We start from the raw sequence: 18,115 nt of genomic DNA on the forward strand, positions 1-18,115 counted from the left end.
GCGTCAAAACAAGGAGCGGATGTTGAATCGCATTGACTGGACAGGAACGCAACCGCCGAAGGCCACGGAGAAGGGCATCTGGGGGTGGATGTTCTTCGACTGGGCAGCACAGCCCTTCTTTACCGTGGTCACAACCTTTATCTTCGGCCCCTATTTCGTTTCCCGCCTGACCGATGACCCGGTTTCCGCGCAGACGACGTGGAGCAACATGGCGACGATCTCCTCTGTGATCATCGCCCTGCTCTCACCCGTTCTCGGTTCGATCGCCGACCAGTCCGGCGCACGCAAACCTTGGATCGGCTTCTTCGCGATCATCAAGATCGCCAGCCTCTCCTGCCTGTGGTTTGCCGCACCCGGTTCGCCTATTGTCTATCCCGTCATTTTCATGATCCTCGCCTCGATCTCGGCCGAGTTTTCGATCGTCTTCAATGATTCGATGATGCCGCGCCTGGTCAGCAAGCACGAAGTCGGCAAGCTTTCCAACACCGCCTGGGGGCTCGGTTACCTCGGCGGCATCATTGTGCTCATTGCCGTCGTGACGCTTTTGGCGGCGAGCCCCGAGACCGGCAAGACCATCCTCGGTCTCGATCCGCTATTCGGCCTCGATCCTCAGACCGGTCAGGATGCACGCATCACCGGGCCGATCTCGGCCGTCTGGTATCTGATCTTCATCCTGCCGATGTTCTTCTTTACGCCGGATGTCGGCAGGGGTCTTCCCTTCGGCACCGCCGTCCGCTCCGGCTTGCGGGAACTCAGAAACACGCTTGGCGAACTCAGAGAACGCCGCGGCATCCTGACATTCCTCATCGCCCGCATGATTTATCAGGACGGCGTCAACGGCCTGCTGATCCTTGGCGGTATCTTCGCGGCCGGCATGTTCGGCTGGGCGACGATCGAGATCGGTATCTACGGCATCATCCTGAATGTTGTCGCGATCTTCGGCTGCCTGATCGCCGGCCGCGTCGACAAGAGCGTCGGTTCGAAGGTGACCGTCGTCATCAGCCTCACCATGCTGCTTCTCGCCACCATCGGCATCATCTCGACAGGACCGGGTTACACCCTATTCGGACTGATGCCACTGCCGACGGCCGATTCCGGCGGCCTTTTCGGTACTGCCGCGGAAAAGGCCTATATCCTCTATGGTTTGCTGATCGGGCTCGCCTTCGGGCCGGTGCAGGCCTCGTCGCGCTCCTATCTCGCCCGCAGCGTCAGCCCGGAGGAAGCCGGCCGCTACTTCGGCATCTACGCGCTTTCGGGCCGCGCCACCAGTTTCATGGCGACGCTGCTCTTCTCTCTGGTGACTTATATGAGCGGATCACCGCGGCTCGGGATGGCAACACTGATCCTCTTTCTTGCCGGCGGACTGGTGCTCTTGTTCCGTACACCCTATCCGGCCGCCCGGGCATAGGAACGAGCCCGATCAAACCGGAGATGAGCGTGTGACCGCGCCCAATCCTCATTCAGTGCCGGAAATGGCGCATGCCGGTAAAGACCATTGCGACGCCGTGTTCGTTAGCGGCATCGATGACCTCCTGGTCGCGCATCGAACCGCCCGGCTGGATAACCGCCGTCGCCCCCGCGGCGATCATCGACAGAAGACCGTCGGCAAAAGGCAGGAAGGCTTCGGAGGCGACCGCCGAGCCATGCGTCATCGGCACTGCGAGGCCGAGCGCCTTGGCAGCCTCTTCGGCCTTCAGCGCGGCAATGCGGGCGGAATCGACCCGGCTCATCTGGCCGGCGCCGATGCCAGCGGTCTGGCCGTCCTTGGCATAGACCACGGCGTTCGACTTCACATGTTTGCCGACCTTGAAGGCGAACTTCATGTCATCAAGTTCCTGCGCCGTCGGCGCACGCCTGGTGACGACCTTGAGTTCCAGATCCTCGACCATGCCGTTGTCGCGGCTCTGGACGAGCAGGCCCCCGGAAACGGTCTTTGCCGTCAGGCCCGCGGCACGCGGATCGGGCAGGCCACCGGCAGACAATAGTCGCAGGTTCGGTTTGCGGGCGACGATCGCCTTCGCCTCCTCCGTGACATCCGGCGCGATGATCACTTCGGTGAACAGCTTGACGATCTCTTCGGCCGTTTCGGCATCCAGCGTTTGGTTCAGCGCGATGATGCCGCCGAAGGCGGAAACGGAATCGCAGGCGAGCGCCCGCCGATAGGCCTCGACCAGGCTCGATCCGGTGGCGACGCCGCAGGGATTGGCATGCTTGATGATCGCGCAGGCCGGCGCCCTCTCAGGCAGGAACTCGGCGACCAGCTCGTAGGCCGCATCCGTATCGTTGATATTGTTGTAGGAGAGCTGCTTGCCCTGGAGAAGAGCGGCCGTCGAAACACCCGGACGCTTCTCGCCGGTTACGTAGAAGGCGGCCTTCTGGTGCGGGTTTTCGCCGTAGCGCATCTCTTCCTTCAGCGCGCCGCCGATGACCCGGTGGCGCGGCGTGTCGATCGACAGCGCCTCAGCAAACCAATTGGAGATCATTGCATCATAGGCGGCGGTGCGGGCATAGGCTTTGGCAGCCATACGCTGGCGGAAGGCATAGGCGGTCTTGCCGTCATCTGCGGAAAGCTGCTCCAGCAGCTCGGCATAATCGGCCGGATCGGTCAAGGTTGTCACATAGGCATGGTTCTTGGCCGATGCGCGGATCATCGCCGGGCCGCCAATGTCGATATTCTCGACCGTCGTCGGATAATCGCCGCCGGCTGCGCGCACCTGCTCGAAGGGATAGAGGTTGATGACTGCGAGGTCGATGCCCTCGATGCCATGCGTTTTCATCGCTTCCTGGTGTTCGCTGTCGTCACGGATCGCCAGCAGGCCGCCATGCACCGTCGGATGCAGCGTCTTCACACGCCCATCCATGATCTCCGGAAAACCGGTGACTTCGGAAACATCGGTGACGGCAAGACCGGCAGCAGTGATCGCTTTATAGGTGCCGCCGGTCGAAAGCAGGCGCACACCTCTGGCAGACAAGGCGTGGGCGAGGTCGACGATCCCGGTCTTGTCGAAGACGGAGATGAGCGCGGTCTTGATTTCGACCTTGTCGGGGGCGGGGATCTTCTTGGAAATGACGGCCATGAAACCTTCTCCGTTCGGGCTTCGGGAGGACATCCGCAAGGGATGTTCGCATGCTGGCGTCGCGTTAGCACAGGTTTGCCGCCGCGCAAACAGGCCTCAGAGCAGATGTCGAAAGCACGAGCCATTTTTGGACGGCATCGTACTTTACTTCCTTGATGTGGATGCGATCCCAATCTTTGGCCATTCGGCCCAAGATCATCCACCCCTAGCTTTTGCGGGACAAAAACCAGCGGATTTCCATCTTCTCGGCAAGATCGAAATCGATCTCGATCTGGTCCGAGCCGCAAATGCCGGAGCTGTCGGCAAAGAAGATGTCCTCGGTGATCAGCACTTCATTGCCAGGTGCGGAAAACAGCCAGCTTTCGCCGTCCGGCGCCGTCAGCAGCACGGACTCGCCATCACTCTGATGCAGGACGATCGAAGGATGGATATGAAAGCGGGCGACCGCCTTCAACGGTTCGTCATGCTCATATCCTTCGCGGACGACGAGCCGGTCGCGGCCGGTCACGATCGAGCCTGCAGCATTGAGTGTCAGCTCACGCTCGTGCAGCACCCCGAACACCCTGAGATAACCGTCATGGCTGAGCTTGATGCCGTCGCGTCCGTCCTCGGTTTCGGCACGCTCGACGGTGATTGTCCTCACCGGTTCGGTGATTGCGTGGTTAAGGAAGGGCGAGGGCGAAAAACGGCTGGACGAGGTGTCGTTGAGGATGACGGTCGAATGCGCCGCCGTCGTGCGCGCCATCTGGACATAACGGTGCCCGGCAAATTTCGGCGAACCGGAATTGACGATGAATCGATGGCGTCCGGACGACATCTCGAAGGAGAGGCTGCCGGCATGGACGGTCCGAAGCGCGCCTCCAGAAGGCGGCGTGCCGGTATCGGCAATGATCACCGTCTTTCCCCCGGAAAGCCGCTGATAGCGCGAATGCGGCAAAGCCTTGAACGGCTGGCCGGCGGTCTCGTCATACCGCAGCACCGACATCAGCTCGTTTGCGAGCGTCGAGGTCGCCCCGTTGAAGAGCGCCAGGTCCCCGTCCTGATGGCGAAAGAACCGCAATGCCGGATAGATGCGGTCTATGCCGGAGATCAGCTTCTGCGGCAGGTCATGGCCGAGATTGACATAGGTCTGCCGGAGCGGCAGCAGATCGAGCAGCAATTCCAGCCCGACGCGCGGATTGCGCGACACATGGCCGCCATCCGGCAGAATCTGGCTATCGAATTCGCGGTCGAGCGCCTGCGCCGCCCTTCTGAGCGTAGAGGCGCGGGTCGGCATGGCGACGGAAGCCATGGCGAGCGCGATACGCAACCGAAACAGCTCCAAGCCGCCGAGGGTAAACGGCGCCATGCGGCGCAGGAACCTCACCTGGAACGCCAGCGACTTCATGAAGCGACGATAGAAGCCGCGGTCGGCATTCTGCAGCACCACCGGCGAATGCGACAGCCAGGCGATAACGCGTTGCGCGGTGACGTCGGTCTCCCAGGCAATCCCCTCCATGCGACCGGCATGGATGGAAAGCCAGCTGTCGACGATCGCGCGGGCGGCAGCCGAGTTGCGCTCCGTCTTGTTCGCCCGCATGTGACGCAGCCAGCCGAAGCTGTGAAGACGGGTCGCAAAGGGTCGTGAGGGCAGGGTGAAGGTGAAGGGCGACTTTCCGTTCGTTTCCAGCATGCGCCCGGCCAGGAGAAACCGTCCGTTGAGGATTTCGTCGGCCACATGCGGATCGATGCTACGGAGATCGGTCGGCGCCACGATCAGACGCTCGGGCACCTTGATCGAATGGCGAAAGAGCTTCAGGCGCAGCAACGCGACGCGGCGCAAGGCGCGCCGCCAAGCCTCCCGAACATACATGCTCGCAAAACGCCGACCGGACTGCATATTCTATTGTCTATTGACCCTCGTGGTTAAGAATAGGTGAAAAGCGGCCGATTTCATCGCCCGCAATGAATTAATTCGTGACAAGGTTCGAATATACGCAAATTAGCGTGTTTTACCTGAAGTCATGCAAGCGGTTTTGGAGAGAACGGCATGCGTGATACGAGGCTATGCAGCACCTCGTATAGGCCAGATCGCCGCGAGCGCTAAAACCTTGCAATCAGGCCACGCGCCGCAGCACAGCCGCATAGAAGCCGTCGAGGCCGGAGGCAATGCCTTCGGGCATTTTCAGCATAGTGGGAAGCGTGCGGAATTCGCCGAGCGGCGTGATCGCCGCCTCAAGGCCGGGCCAGTCACTGGCGCCGATCGGAACGCGCTCGACCGCATCCGTATCGGAAAGAACGCGGGCGACGACGTCCTCACCCTCGACAGGATCGAGCGAACAATTCGAAAAAACCAGTGTACCACCCGGCTTCAGCAATGTCAGCGCATGACGCAGCAGCCGTTCCTGCAGCGCCGCCAGCCTGGCGATATCCTCAGGTCCCTTGGTCCACAACACGTCAGGGTGCCGGCGTGTCGTGCCGGTGGAAGAGCAGGGAGCATCGAGCAGGATCGCATCGAAACGTTCCGCCGGCTCGAATGTCGTCAGATCTGCCGCAATCGTCTCCGCCTTGAGGCCGAGCCGGTCGAGATTCGAGCGCAGCCGTCTCAGCCGGCTTTCCGACTGGTCGAGTGCGGTGACTGCGCCGCCGGCAAGGATGAGCTGCGCCGTCTTGCCGCCGGGCGCAGCACAGAGATCGGCGGTACGTTTGCCCAAGAGATCGCCAAAAAGCTTCGCCGGGATGCTTGCCGCTGCATCCTGCACCCACCACGCGCCCTCATCGAAGCCTTCGACCGAAGGAATGCTGCCGTCGAAGGCGGCGAGCCGCACACTGCCCGTGGGCAGGACGACACCATTCAGCCGCTTCGCCCAATCTTCAGGGTCGGACTTGACGGTCAGATCGATTGCCGCCGGTTCGAGCTGGGATTCCGAAATCGCCAGCGCCGCGTCCCGGCCATAGGCCTTTTCCAGCCTGGCGATGAACCAGGCCGGCATCGGCGCGACCTTGCCGATTTGATCAAGCACCTGCTCCTTCTCGCGGCCGAGCCGGCGGAGTATGGCATTGACCAGCTTGGCGAAACGGCGGTTGCGTGGATCCAGATTGGCCTGCTCGACGGCAAGATCGACAGCCGAATGATCCGGCACGTCGAGATAGAGGATCTGCGCCGCCCCGATTGCGAGCACGTGATGCAGCGCCCTTGCGCCCTCCGGCAGCGGCGAATCCAGCAGCCCTGCAATCGCGGCATCGATGCGCGGCAGGTGGCGCAGCGTCGTGTTCAGGATGGCGCGAACGAGCGCCCTGTCGCTTTCGCCGAGCGCCCTATAGGCCGGATTGCCGTGTTCATGATCGAGAGCGCCATCGAGCGGCAGCTTGCGGTCGACGACGGCAGCAAGAATTTTTGCCGCCGCGGCCCGGGCCTGCAGGCCAGGCTTATCAGGCGCAGGTCGCTCAGTAGAGGGCTTATGCTTGCGGAATGGCTTCTTCGTGCCGTTTGAATTCAAGACCACGGACCTTTTGGCGGTTGCGAACCACCGCGACCAAGACCCGTATCCGGAACAGAGCGCGATTTGCGCGACGGATTAGCAGCACGAGCCGGCGACGTCGAGACATTCATGCCGCTTTGCGCCATGTCGTGCAGCGCAGCGATGCGGTTTTCCGTGTTCGGATGTGTGGAAAACAGATTGTCCATGCGCTCGCCGGAGAGCGGATTGATGATGAACATATGCGCCGTTGCCGGATTGCGCTCGGCGTCTTCGTTCGGCACGTGGGCAGCGCCGCGCGCGATCTTGCCGAGCGCCGAAGCGAGCCAGAGCGGATTGCCGCAGATCTCGGCGCCGCGGCGGTCGGCCGAATATTCGCGCGTGCGGCTGATCGCCATCTGCACCAGCATGGCGGCAAGCGGCGCCACGATCATCGCGACGATGACGCCGACGAAGCCAAGGGGATTGCTGTTGTTCTCACGGTTGCCGCCGAAGAAGAAGGCGAAGTTGCCGAGCATGGAGATCGCACCGGCAAGCGTTGCCGTAATCGTCATCGTCAGCGTGTCGCGGTTCTGAATGTGGGCCAGTTCATGCGCCATCACGCCTGCGACCTCCTCGGCAGACAAGGCGCTGAGCAGGCCGGTCGAGGCAGCGACGGCGGCATTGTCGGGATTGCGGCCGGTGGCGAAGGCATTCGGCTGAGGGCTGTCGTAGAGATAGACCTTCGGCATCGGCAGGCCGGCATTGCGGGCGAGATCGCGCACGATCCGGAAGAATTCCGGCGCGTTGCGCTCGTCGACCTCCTGCGCGCGATAGGCCGAAAGCACCATGCGGTCGGAATTCCAGTAGGAGAAGAAATTCATGCCGGCGGCAATGACGAACGCGATCATCATGCCGGCCCGACCGCCGATCAGGAAGCCGACAAACATGAAAAGCGCCGTCATGAAGGCAAGCAACATGGCAGTGCGAACGAGGTTCATGGCGGATCTCCATCTCCGATTTCGGCGTCACAAGCTTTCAATCCCGACACCGGCGCATTATGATTTGGTTATTAACCAGCCATTTTCAATATTTCCGGCAGGAGACGGCCATGCAGGACGCCGATAACGACAATAGCGAAACGCCGATGGCCGAGGGAACGGAGCCGCCGCGCAAGATGCTGTCCCCGGCTGCCAGACGCGCCCTTGCCGAAGCCGAGGAGCGGCGACAGAAGCAGAAGCCGCTGGAGCTGCCGCCGGAGATCGGCGGCCGCGGCGGAGCCGAGCCGGCGCGCTTCGGCGATTACGAAATCAATGGCCGAGCGATTGATTTCTAAGTCAATATTGCCATTGGCGTCTTACGGTCGGAATAGCCAAGAATCCGGCTAACGAAAGAGCCGCTCCGGAACCGAACGGACGGGAGCGGCTCGATATGTCAGGTGGTTGCCTTGTTTTGCCGGTTGGCGATCAGATCGTCGACCACGGCCGGATCGGCAAGCGTCGAAGTGTCGCCGAGAGCGCCGAAATCGTCTTCGGCAATCTTGCGCAGGATGCGGCGCATGATCTTGCCGGAGCGTGTCTTCGGCAGGCCGGGCGCAAACTGGATCTTGTCAGGCGCAGCAATCGGGCCGATTTCACCCCGCACATGTTTTACCAGTTCCTGGCGAAGCGTATCCGATCCCTCATGACCGGCCATCAGCGTCACGTAGCAATAGATGCCCTGGCCCTTGATCGGATGCGGATAACCGACGACCGCGGCTTCCGAAACCAGATTATGCGAGACGAGAGCGGATTCCACCTCCGCTGTACCGAGCCGGTGGCCGGAGACGTTCAGCACGTCGTCGACCCGGCCGGTGATCCAGTAATAACCGTCCGCATCGCGCCGGCAGCCATCGCCGGTGAAATACTTGCCCTTGTAGGTAGAAAAATAGGTCTGGATGAAGCGCTCGTGATCGCCATAGACCGTGCGCATCTGGCCCGGCCAGCTGTCGGTGATGCAAAGATTACCGTCGGCCGGACCTTCCAGCACCTTGCCCTCATTGTCGACCAGCTGCGGCTTGACGCCGAAGAACGGCGTCGTCGCCGAGCCGGGCTTCAGGTCGGTGGCGCCGGGCAGCGGCGTGATCATGTGACCGCCGGTTTCCGTCTGCCACCACGTATCGATGACAGGGCATCGCTTGTCGCCGACGACATTGTAATACCACTCCCAGGCCTCGGGATTGATCGGCTCGCCGACCGTGCCGAGCAGGCGCAGCGAAGAACGCGAGGAGCGCGTGACGAAGTCGTCGCCGGCACCCATCAACGAGCGGATCGCCGTCGGCGCCGTATAGAAGATGTTGACCTTGTGCTTGTCGATGACTTCCCAGAAACGACCCTGATCCGGGAAGTTCGGCACGCCCTCGAACATCAGCGTCGTTGCGCAGTTCGCAAGCGGCCCATAGAGGATATAGGAATGGCCGGTCACCCAGCCGACATCGGCTGTACACCAGTAAACGTCGCCGTGGTGATAATCGAAGACATACTCATGCGTCATCGCTGCATAGACGAGATAACCCCCCGTCGTGTGCAGCACGCCCTTTGGCTTGCCGGTCGAGCCGGACGTATAAAGAATGAAGAGCGGATCTTCCGCCTTCATCTTCACCGGCGGGCATTCCGCCTTCACGGTGGCGATCTCCTGGTGATGCCAGAGATCGCGACCCGGCGCCCAGCCGGTCTTGCCACCGGTGCGGCGAACGACCAGAACCTTCTCCACGATCACGTGCTGGCGTGCCGCAATGTCAATTGCGGTATCGGTATTGTTCTTCAACGGCACCGGCTTGCCACCGCGCAGGCCTTCGTCGCAGGTGATGACGAAGGTGGATTCGCAGTCGACGATGCGCCCGGCCAGCGCCTCGGGCGAGAAACCGCCGAAGACGACCGAATGCACCGCGCCGATGCGGGCGCAGGCGAGCATCGCATAAGCCGCTTCCGGGATCATCGGCATATAGATGGTGACGCGATCGCCCTTCTTGACGCCGTGCTTCTTCAACACATTCGCCATCCGGCAGACGTGCTCGTAGAGTTCGTTATAGGTGACCTTCTTGTCGATATAGGGGTTGTCGCCTTCCCAAATGATCGCCACTTGGTCGCCATTCGTTTTCAGATGACGGTCGATGCAGTTGTAGGAGACGTTTGTCTGACCGTCCTCGAACCACTTGATCGAAACCTTGCCGGTAAAGGATGTGTTCTTGACCTTGGTATAGGGCTTGAACCAGTCGATCCGCTTGCCGTGCTTGCCCCAGAACTTGTCCGGGTTCTCGACGCTTTCCTCGTACCATTTCAGGTACTTTTCCTTATCGATCAGGGCGCGCGCCTTCACCGGCTTCGTGACCGGATAGATCTTCTCCGACATGCAACTCCTCCTCATGGGACATGCGACGGGCCGCGTGAGCTAGGAAGGCCCGGACTTGAAATCACGGCAATTCATAGCAGTTCGCATCGCCACGGCAATTAGACAAAGGTCATTTCATTTCGGAAGAATTGCAATTCTGCGACAGTGCGGTTATATAGCGCCATATTTCCCGGACATTGTGGTGACAATCCACGGACCGCGACCGGCGCGGACGATAGAAGGACTATATCCATGGCTCAAACACTGCTCATGCCGAAGGCGACAGCCATCTGGCTCGTCGACAATACGGCACTGTCTTTCGATCAGATCGCCCAGTTCTGCAAACTACATCCGCTCGAAGTCAAGGCGATCGCCGACGGCGAAGCGGCGCAGGGCATCAAGGGCCTCGACCCGATCTCGACAGGACAGCTTTCCCGCGACGAGATTGCCCGCGCCGAGGCCAATCCGAACCACAAGCTGAAGCTTTCCGAACCGAAGGTGCGGGTGCCGGAATCCAAGCGCCGCGGTCCGCGTTATACGCCGGTTTCCAAGCGTCAGGACCGCCCGAACGCCATTCTCTGGCTCGTTCGCAACCATCCGGAACTGAAGGACGCGCAGATTTCCCGCCTCGTCGGCACAACGAAGTCGACCATCGAGCAAATCCGCGAGCGCACCCACTGGAACTCCGCCAACCTGGCGCCGATGGATCCGGTCACGCTCGGCCTCTGCAGCCAGATCGATCTCGACATGGAAGTGGAAAAGGCCTCCAAGGGCCGTCCGCTGCCGACCGCTGCCGAGCTTGGCGCGACGCTGCAATCGGCACAGGAAACCGAACGCCTGACCCCGAGCTACGAGCGCGAGGAGGAAAAGGAAAAGGAAATCGACGCCGATGCCGTCTTCCGCAAGTTGAGCTCGCTGCGCTCGGCCCCGAAGGACGAGGACGACGATCAGTACTGAGATATCAGCGATCTCATGAAAAACCCCGCCGGTATGAGCTGACCGGCGGGGTTTTTTGTTGCAGATGGCCTGTTTCCGATTAGCTGCGGAACAGGGTGAGGATGTTCTGCGCCGAGCTATTGGCGATCGAGAGCGACTGGATGGCGAGCTGCTGCTGCGTCTGCAACGCAGAGAGCCTGCTCGATTCCTCTTCCATATCGGCATCGACCAGGCGTCCGACGCCGGAGTCGATCGAATCGTGAAGACCGCTGACGAAAGTTTCCTGCAACTGGATACGGGTCGAGATCGAGCCCAATGCCGAGCCGGCGGCGGTCATAGCGCCGAGAACCAGTTCGACGCCTGTCAGGGCTGCGTCAAGCTGACCCTGGGTGAAACCGGTGATGTCGAGATCATATATTGACGCCATGACGATGACGGTGCTGCCATAGGTTCCGTTGAAGGCCGTGCCGATGATACCGCTTGATGTCTCGATCGCACCGGTGCTCGTCATGCCGAAAAGCACGTTTCCAAGCGAGCCCGAATCGAGCACATAATCCGTCATCTTGACGGAGACGGCATTGCTGCCGTCGCGGACGAAAGACGAGACGACGCTCTTCGTGCCGGAGGCGCCGGCAACCCAGTTTTCGCCGGAGAAGGACGCCGATTGAGCGATGCTGAGCAGCTGCTCCTGCAGCTGGTCGAGTTCTTGCTGGATCTTCGTCTTGTCGACGCCCTTTTCGGTGGCGGCGACAATCTTGGCCTTGATGTCGCTGACGACATCGAGCGCGCTGTCCATAGCCGAATAGGCCGTGTCGACCTTGGCCGCGCCGAGACCGAGCGCGTCGGAGACGGCCGAAAGCGCCTTGTTGTCAGAACGCATGGTCGTAGCAATCGACCAGTAAGCGGCATTGTCAGCCGCCTTTTCGACACGATAACCCGATGAAACGCGACCCTGGGTGTCCTTGAGGCTATCGTTTACGCCGCGCAAAGTCTGCAGCGCTGCCATCGCAGCGTTGTTGGTAAGGATGCTTGTCATGATCCGTTCCACAATCGTTGAGAAAGGGGCAATCCGGACTACAGCGCCGCGCGTCTTTCAGACGCGCAAAGGACGCTGTAGCACTTCTACTGCTGCATAATTTTGCCCCTTAAATCGATTCCGATTTAAGGAATTATGCAGTAGGCCGGTAACGGCGACCGCGTCATGCAAAGCCTGCTATGCAAGCCATTGCCGTTAACAAATGCTTGCATCAACATGGTTAACAATTCCTCAATTAGGCTTACCGAAAGTTTAATTCACATCGGCAAGGAGCCTAAACCGCGCCCACGCAGCACCTCGGCAATTTCCTCTAAAATCGTTGGATCATCAATGGTTGCAGGCATTTTCCAGGGTATGCCGTCGGCGATTTTCTGCATCGTACCGCGCAGGATTTTGCCGGAGCGTGTCTTCGGCAACCGGTTAACGGTGATGGCGGTCTTGAAGGCGGCGACAGGTCCAATCGAATCACGAATCATCGCCACGACCTCTGATTCGATCACCGTCGCGTCACGGGAAACATGTCGTTTCAGCACCAGGAAACCGCAGGGAGCCTGACCCTTCAGCACATCGATCACGCCGATAACAGCACATTCGGCGACATCGGGATGACGCGCACAGACCTCCTCCATCGCCCCGGTCGAGAGCCGATGCCCGGCGCAATTGATGATGTCGTCGGTGCGCGACATGATGAAGAGATAGCCGTCTTCGTCGACATAGCCGGCATCGGCCGTCTTATAGTAACCGGGAAACTCATCGAGATAGGCCGAGCGAAAACGGTCGTCCGCATTCCAGAGGGTCGGCAGGCAGCCGGGCGGCAAGGGCAGCTTGACGACGATATTGCCGAGCGTTCCCGCCTCGATCGGATGACCGGCATCGTCAAGCACCGCAATATCATAGCCGGGCATCGGCAGTGTCGGCGAACCGTGCTTGATGGGCAGGGCGCCGAGACCGAGCGGATTTGCGGCGATCGGCCAGCCGGTCTCCGTCTGCCACCAGTGATCGATGACGGGTATGCCAAGCATGCGCTCGGCCCATTTCAACGTCTCCGGATCCGCTCTTTCGCCGGCCAGAAACAGCGCCCGCAGATCCGGCATGGGATATTGGCGCATCAGTTCACCGTCACCGTCCTCCCGCCGGATGGCGCGGAATGCTGTCGGCGCCGTGAACAGTGCCCGCACCTGATACTCTGAAACGATGCGCCAGAATGTGCCGGCATCCGGAGTGCCGATCGGTTTTCCCTCGAAGATCAGCGTGGTTACGCCTGATAGCAGCGGGGCATAGACGATATAGGAGTGTCCGACGACCCAGCCGATATCCGAAGCCGTCCAGAAGACCTCGCCGGGCCTCAAGCCGTAGATATTCCGCATCGACCAGTTGAGCGCGACCATATGGCCGCCATTGTCGCGCACGACGCCCTTTGGTTGGCCCGTCGTGCCCGAGGTGTAGAGGATATAGAGCGGATCGGTCGCCTTGACGGAGACACAGGCGATCTCAGCGCCACGATGCTGCGCCACCGCGATCTCGAAATCCTGATCGCGGCCGCTGACGAGATCTGCCTGAAGCTCGGGCCGCTGCAACACCAGACAGCGCTCCGGCTTCGAACGCGCGATCGCAATCGCTTGGTCGACCAGGGGCTTGTAGACGACGATGCGACTAGGCTCGAGCCCGCAGCTCGCGGCGATCACCAGCTTCGCACCGCAATCGTCGATGCGCGCTGCAAGTTCGCTGGCGGCAAATCCGCCGAAAACGACGGAGTGAACCGCACCGATGCGAGCGCAGGCGAGCATCGAAAAGACCGCCTGCGGCACCATCGGCATATAAAGGATCACGCGATCGCCTTTGCCGATGCCGCGCTCGACCAGCGCTGCTGCAATGGCCATCACCTCCCGGAGTACCTCATCATAGGTGAAACGGCGCTTCTCGCCGTTCATTGCGCTGTCGAAGATGACCGCCGTCTCGCCGCCGCGGCCGGCAGCCACATGCCGGTCCAGGCAATTGTGGCATGTATTGGTTTCCGCGTCTGAGAACCAACGGCCATAGACGCCCTCATTGGGTGAAAAAATCCGCTCTGGCGGCTTGAACCAGTCGATGTCACTGGCCGCTTCGCGCCAGAAGGCTTCGGGATCGCGTTTCCAGGCCGCATAGACCTGATGATAGCCGTTCCGCATCTGCTCCTCCCCAGGACATGCAAACCTCGATATCAATCTAGGCGGCATTAAGGGGAACAGGAAGCCCGACCAAAGCAGCGTTTCAGCGCGTGCCGAAAATCGCTGACCCTACACGCACGCTGGTGGCGCCAAAGGCGATCGCCGTCCCGTAGTCGCCCGACATGCCCATGGAAAGTTTTTCGACGCCGCATTTGAGCGCAAGCTTTGCCAGCAGGGCGAAATGCGGCCCAGGATTTTCCTCGGCCGGCGGAATGCACATCAACCCTTCGATGGAAAGGCCGAGTTCGTCGCGGCAGAGAGCGACGAAGGCTGGCGTGTCGTCAGGAGCGATGCCGGCCTTCTGCGGTTCGAGCCCGGTATTGACCTGGACATAGAGCCGCAGCGCCTTGCCTTGCCGCCTCATCTCCTCGGCAAGTGCGCGGGCGATCTTTTCCCGATCCACCGTCTCGATGACGTCGAAAAGCACCACCGCATCCGCCGCCTTGTTTGATTGCAGCGGTCCGATCAGATGCAGCGCGATATCCTGATGCTCGGCCTTCAGCGCCGGCCACTTGCCCTGGCTTTCCTGCACCCGGTTCTCACCGAAGACACGCTGTCCGGCTTCGATGGCCGGGCGGATCGCGTCCGCCTCGAAGGTCTTCGACACCGCGACGAGCTGAACGGAACCCGCCGGACGACCTGCTTCGCGTTCCGCAGCGGCGATCCGCGACCGCACGTCGTCTAAGCGCTCTTGAAGTTCCATCTATCTGCCTCGGCATATCCGCATGAAAGGATCGGCAATGCCTAACGAGCCAATCTGTGCTTGCCAAGTCCCGCCTTGGCGAAATCGCCTTGTCACGATCAAGATCGGACGCTTGCAGCGCCTGCAAAACTTGACGCTACGGTGGTTTCATGGTGAAGGTCTCGACCAACCTCCCCTGATGTTCCGGAAATACGAATACCATGGCCACCGAACGTTATAATCCGCGCGATGCCGAGCCCCGCTGGCAGCAGAAATGGAATGAAGACAAGGTCTTCGAGACCGACAATGCCGATCCGCGCGAAAAATATTACGTCCTCGAAATGTTCCCCTATCCGTCGGGGCGCATCCATATGGGTCATGTCCGCAATTACGCCATGGGCGATGTCGTGGCTCGCTACAAACGCGCCCGCGGCTACAACGTCCTGCATCCGATGGGTTGGGATGCTTTCGGCATGCCGGCGGAGAATGCCGCGATGGAGCGCGGCGTGCATCCCGCCTCCTGGACCTATCAGAATATCGGCTCGATGAAGGCGCAGCTGAAGGCCATGGGGCTTTCGTTGGACTGGAGCCGCGAATTCGCCACCTGCGACGTCGAATATTACCAGCACCAGCAGCATCTCTTCGTGGATTTCCTGGAGAAGGGCCTGGTCTATCGCAAGCAGTCGAAGGTCAACTGGGATCCTGTCGATAACACTGTGCTGGCCAACGAGCAGGTGATCGATGGCCGCGGCTGGCGTTCCGGTGCGCTCGTCGAACAGCGCGAACTGACGCAATGGTTCTTCAAGATCACCGACTTCAGCCAGGATCTGCTGGACGCGCTGGATACGCTCGACCAGTGGCCGGAAAAAGTGCGGCTGATGCAGAAGAACTGGATCGGCCGTTCGGAAGGCCTGACGATCCGCTGGGAGATCGTACCGGAATCGGCGCCTGCCGGTGAGAGCGAAGTGACGGTCTATACTACCCGGCCGGACACGCTGTTCGGCGCTTCCTTCCTGGCAATCGCCGCCGATCATCCGCTGGCGAAGGATGCCGCTGCAAAGAACCCTGATATCGAGGCCTTCTGCGACGAATGCCGCCGCGCCGGGACCTCGCTCGCAGCACTCGAGACCGCTGAAAAGAAGGGCATGGATACCGGTATCCGCGTCAGGCACCCGCTCGATCCTTCCTGGGAGCTGCCGGTTTATATCGCCAATTTCGTCCTGATGGATTATGGCACGGGCGCGATCTTCGGCTGCCCCTCGGGTGACCAGCGTGACCTTGATTTTGCTCGCAAATATGGCCTTCCGGTCGTGGCCGTCGTCATGCCCAGGGATGGCGATGCCGCAAGCTTCTCCGTCGGCGACACCGCCTATGACGGTGATGGCGTGATGATCAACTCACGCTTCCTCGACGGCAAGACCACCGACGAAGCCTTCAACATCGTTGCCGATCGGCTATCTGCCGCTTCGCTCGGCAATGCGCCGCAGGGCGAGCGCAAGGTCAATTTCCGCCTGCGCGACTGGGGCATTTCCCGCCAGCGTTATTGGGGCTGCCCGATCCCGGTCATCCATTGCGATGATTGCGGTGTCGTGCCGGTGCCGAAGGCGGACCTGCCGGTCAAGCTGCCCGACGACGTCACCTTCGACCAGCCCGGCAATCCGCTCGACCGCCATCCGACATGGCGTCATGTCTCCTGCCCGAATTGCGGCAAGGATGCTCGCCGCGAGACGGATACGATGGACACCTTCGTCGATTCGAGCTGGTATTTCACCCGCTTTACCGCGCCCTGGGAAGAAAGGCCGACCGATCCGGAGGCGGCGAACCGCTGGCTGCCGGTCGACCAGTATATCGGCGGCATCGAGCACGCGATCCTACACCTGCTCTATTCGCGCTTCTTTACCCGCGCCATGCGCGAGACCGGTCACGTCGCGGCCACCGAACCTTTCAAGGGTCTCTTCACCCAGGGCATGGTGGTCCACGAAACCTATAGCCGCAGCGCCGGCGCCAGCCGCGAATGGGTGGCACCCGCCGATATCCGCATCGACGAACTCGACGGCAAACGACGGGCTTTCCTGCTGACGTCGGGCGAGGAAGTCGCGATCGGCTCGATCGAGAAGATGTCGAAATCGAAAAAGAATGTCGTCGATCCCGACGATATCATCGCCTCCTACGGCGCAGATACCGCCCGTTTCTTCGTTCTGTCCGACTCTCCGCCCGAGCGTGACGTCATCTGGTCCGAGGCAGGCGTCGAGGGCGCCCATCGCTTTACCCAGCGGCTGTGGCGCCTGATTTCCGAAGCCGCGGACGCGCTCTCCGCCGTCGCACCTGCGCCGGCTGCCGATGGGGAAGCGTTGCCAATCTCGCAGGCCGCCCACAAGACGCTGAAGGCTGTCGAGAACGACTATGACAAACTCTGGTTCAACAAGGCCGTTGCCCGAATTTATGAACTCGTGAACGCGCTGGCCGCACCGATGACGAGGGTTGCCGCAGGCGAGGGTAATGCCACCTATCGCGCGGCGGTGCGCGATGCCGCCGAGATCCTGATCCAACTCGTCTCTCCGATGACACCGCATCTGGCTGAGGAATGCTGGGCTGCGCTCGGCAATGAAGGCCTGCTTGCCCGGACAAACTGGCCGCGGTACGACGAAACACTCGTCATCGAAAACGATGTGGTCCTGCCGGTACAGATCAACGGCAAGAAACGCGCTGAATTGACAATTTCTCGCGATGCAGATCAGAATGCCGTCACCGACGCCGTGCTGAATCTGGATGCGGTGAAGAACGCGTTGAACGGACAGGCACCGAAGAAGATCATCGTGGTTCCCCAAAGGATTGTAAACATTGTCGTCTGATATCGCTTGCAAGCTGGCCCGCAATGCCGGCATCGCCATGATCCTTGCCTCCGCGGCTTTTCTCTCGGCCTGCCAGGTCCGTCCGCTCTATTCAGAGAGTTCAGGTGTGGTTGAAAAACTTTCTTCGGTCGGCTTTTCCGAGGCAGGCAGCCGGGTCGAGCAGCAGGTTCGCAATCGCCTGATCTTCCTTGCGTCACGCGGTGCAGGCGAAGCGGTAAACCCGCAATATCTGGTCGAAATACACGCCACGTCGGCTGTAGCCGATACGCTGCTGGCCGAATCCTCTGACACGTCGAAAGCCGGCCGTGTGACCGTCAACGTCAGTTACACGCTGCGTGCCACGGCCGACAATCATGTCATCAAGGCCGGCAGCCGCCAGGCCACGGCGCTGGTGGATTTCTCCGAGCAGGAATTTGCCAAGCAGCGGGCGATCCGCGATGCTCAGAACCGCGCGGCCGATCAGACGGCGGAATTCGTGGGAGCCGATATCGCCGCCGCCCTCAGCCGCTGAGGGCGGAG

The 18,115-nt window shown here is 60.9% G+C and carries 13 protein-coding genes; 5 read left to right on the forward strand and 8 right to left on the reverse strand.

Annotated elements, in window-relative coordinates:
- Positions 1–19: 19 nt before the first annotated feature.
- Positions 20–1,408: an MFS transporter gene (locus AC25BC_RS21465; protein WP_012759519.1), complete on the forward strand. Its 1,389-nt coding sequence runs from the start codon at positions 20–22 to the stop codon at positions 1,406–1,408.
- Between the two features lie 52 nt (positions 1,409–1,460).
- Here AC25BC_RS21465 and purH read toward each other — a convergent pair whose 3' ends face one another.
- The 4 genes from purH to htpX form a co-directional block, all read right to left on the reverse strand.
- Positions 1,461–3,077, reverse strand: coding sequence for a bifunctional phosphoribosylaminoimidazolecarboxamide formyltransferase/IMP cyclohydrolase (gene purH, locus AC25BC_RS21470; protein WP_012759520.1), 1,617 nt, complete (start codon positions 3,075–3,077; stop codon positions 1,461–1,463).
- Between the two features lie 205 nt (positions 3,078–3,282).
- Positions 3,283–4,956 (reverse strand): heparinase II/III family protein, encoded by a 1,674-nt coding sequence (locus AC25BC_RS21475; RefSeq protein ID WP_041935601.1) that lies wholly within the window; start codon positions 4,954–4,956, stop codon positions 3,283–3,285.
- A 217-nt stretch (positions 4,957–5,173) separates the two neighbouring features.
- A complete protein-coding gene (locus AC25BC_RS21480) occupies positions 5,174–6,562 on the reverse strand; it encodes an RsmB/NOP family class I SAM-dependent RNA methyltransferase (protein WP_041935602.1) in 1,389 nt (462 codons plus the stop codon).
- A complete protein-coding gene (gene htpX, locus AC25BC_RS21485; RefSeq protein WP_012759524.1) occupies positions 6,553–7,515 on the reverse strand; it encodes a zinc metalloprotease HtpX in 963 nt (320 codons plus the stop codon). The genes AC25BC_RS21480 and htpX overlap by 10 nt, the downstream gene beginning before the upstream one ends.
- A gap of 110 nt (positions 7,516–7,625) precedes the next feature.
- Here htpX and AC25BC_RS21490 point away from each other — a divergent pair, with 110 nt between their 5' ends.
- A complete protein-coding gene (locus AC25BC_RS21490; RefSeq protein ID WP_012759525.1) occupies positions 7,626–7,850 on the forward strand; it encodes a DUF1674 domain-containing protein in 225 nt (74 codons plus the stop codon).
- 98 nt (positions 7,851–7,948) lie between these two features.
- On the opposite strand, the gene acs is transcribed toward AC25BC_RS21490, so the two are convergent.
- Positions 7,949–9,904 (reverse strand): acetate--CoA ligase, encoded by a 1,956-nt coding sequence (acs, locus tag AC25BC_RS21495; RefSeq protein ID WP_012759526.1) that lies wholly within the window; start codon positions 9,902–9,904, stop codon positions 7,949–7,951.
- A gap of 231 nt (positions 9,905–10,135) precedes the next feature.
- On the opposite strand from acs, the gene AC25BC_RS21500 reads away from it, so the two are divergent.
- Positions 10,136–10,840, forward strand: coding sequence for a DUF1013 domain-containing protein (locus AC25BC_RS21500; protein WP_007632151.1), 705 nt, complete (start codon positions 10,136–10,138; stop codon positions 10,838–10,840).
- Between the two features lie 79 nt (positions 10,841–10,919).
- On the opposite strand, the gene AC25BC_RS21505 is transcribed toward AC25BC_RS21500, so the two are convergent.
- The 3 genes from AC25BC_RS21505 to AC25BC_RS21515 form a co-directional block, all read right to left on the reverse strand.
- The gene (locus AC25BC_RS21505; RefSeq protein WP_012759527.1) at positions 10,920–11,855 is read right to left on the reverse strand and encodes a flagellin N-terminal helical domain-containing protein; all 936 of its coding nucleotides are present in this window, start codon (positions 11,853–11,855) and stop codon (positions 10,920–10,922) included.
- 257 nt (positions 11,856–12,112) lie between these two features.
- Positions 12,113–14,023, reverse strand: a complete 1,911-nt coding sequence (locus tag AC25BC_RS21510; RefSeq protein WP_012759528.1) for a propionyl-CoA synthetase — start codon at positions 14,021–14,023, stop codon at positions 12,113–12,115.
- An 82-nt stretch (positions 14,024–14,105) separates the two neighbouring features.
- A complete protein-coding gene (locus AC25BC_RS21515; RefSeq protein WP_012759529.1) occupies positions 14,106–14,765 on the reverse strand; it encodes a YggS family pyridoxal phosphate-dependent enzyme in 660 nt (219 codons plus the stop codon).
- A 200-nt stretch (positions 14,766–14,965) separates the two neighbouring features.
- Here AC25BC_RS21515 and leuS point away from each other — a divergent pair, with 200 nt between their 5' ends.
- Positions 14,966–17,596 (forward strand): leucine--tRNA ligase, encoded by a 2,631-nt coding sequence (leuS, locus tag AC25BC_RS21520; protein WP_012759530.1) that lies wholly within the window; start codon positions 14,966–14,968, stop codon positions 17,594–17,596.
- Positions 17,586–18,107, forward strand: coding sequence for an LPS assembly lipoprotein LptE (gene lptE / locus AC25BC_RS21525; RefSeq protein WP_012759531.1), 522 nt, complete (start codon positions 17,586–17,588; stop codon positions 18,105–18,107). The genes leuS and lptE overlap by 11 nt, the downstream gene beginning before the upstream one ends.
- Positions 18,108–18,115: the final 8 nt, after the last annotated feature.

It is taken from the genome of Rhizobium sp. WSM409, assembly GCF_057653825.1.

Coding starts and splice junctions, on each gene's coding strand:
- AC25BC_RS21465 (WP_012759519.1), top strand. CDS start 20: ATGTTGAATCGCATTGACTGGACAGGAACGCAACCGCCGAAGGCCACG.
- purH (WP_012759520.1), bottom strand. CDS start 3,077: ATGGCCGTCATTTCCAAGAAGATCCCCGCCCCCGACAAGGTCGAAATC.
- AC25BC_RS21475 (WP_041935601.1), bottom strand. CDS start 4,956: ATGCAGTCCGGTCGGCGTTTTGCGAGCATGTATGTTCGGGAGGCTTGG.
- htpX (WP_012759524.1), bottom strand. CDS start 7,515: ATGAACCTCGTTCGCACTGCCATGTTGCTTGCCTTCATGACGGCGCTT.
- AC25BC_RS21490 (WP_012759525.1), top strand. CDS start 7,626: ATGCAGGACGCCGATAACGACAATAGCGAAACGCCGATGGCCGAGGGA.
- acs (WP_012759526.1), bottom strand. CDS start 9,904: ATGTCGGAGAAGATCTATCCGGTCACGAAGCCGGTGAAGGCGCGCGCC.
- AC25BC_RS21500 (WP_007632151.1), top strand. CDS start 10,136: ATGGCTCAAACACTGCTCATGCCGAAGGCGACAGCCATCTGGCTCGTC.
- AC25BC_RS21505 (WP_012759527.1), bottom strand. CDS start 11,855: ATGACAAGCATCCTTACCAACAACGCTGCGATGGCAGCGCTGCAGACT.
- AC25BC_RS21510 (WP_012759528.1), bottom strand. CDS start 14,023: ATGCGGAACGGCTATCATCAGGTCTATGCGGCCTGGAAACGCGATCCC.
- AC25BC_RS21515 (WP_012759529.1), bottom strand. CDS start 14,765: ATGGAACTTCAAGAGCGCTTAGACGACGTGCGGTCGCGGATCGCCGCT.
- leuS (WP_012759530.1), top strand. CDS start 14,966: ATGGCCACCGAACGTTATAATCCGCGCGATGCCGAGCCCCGCTGGCAG.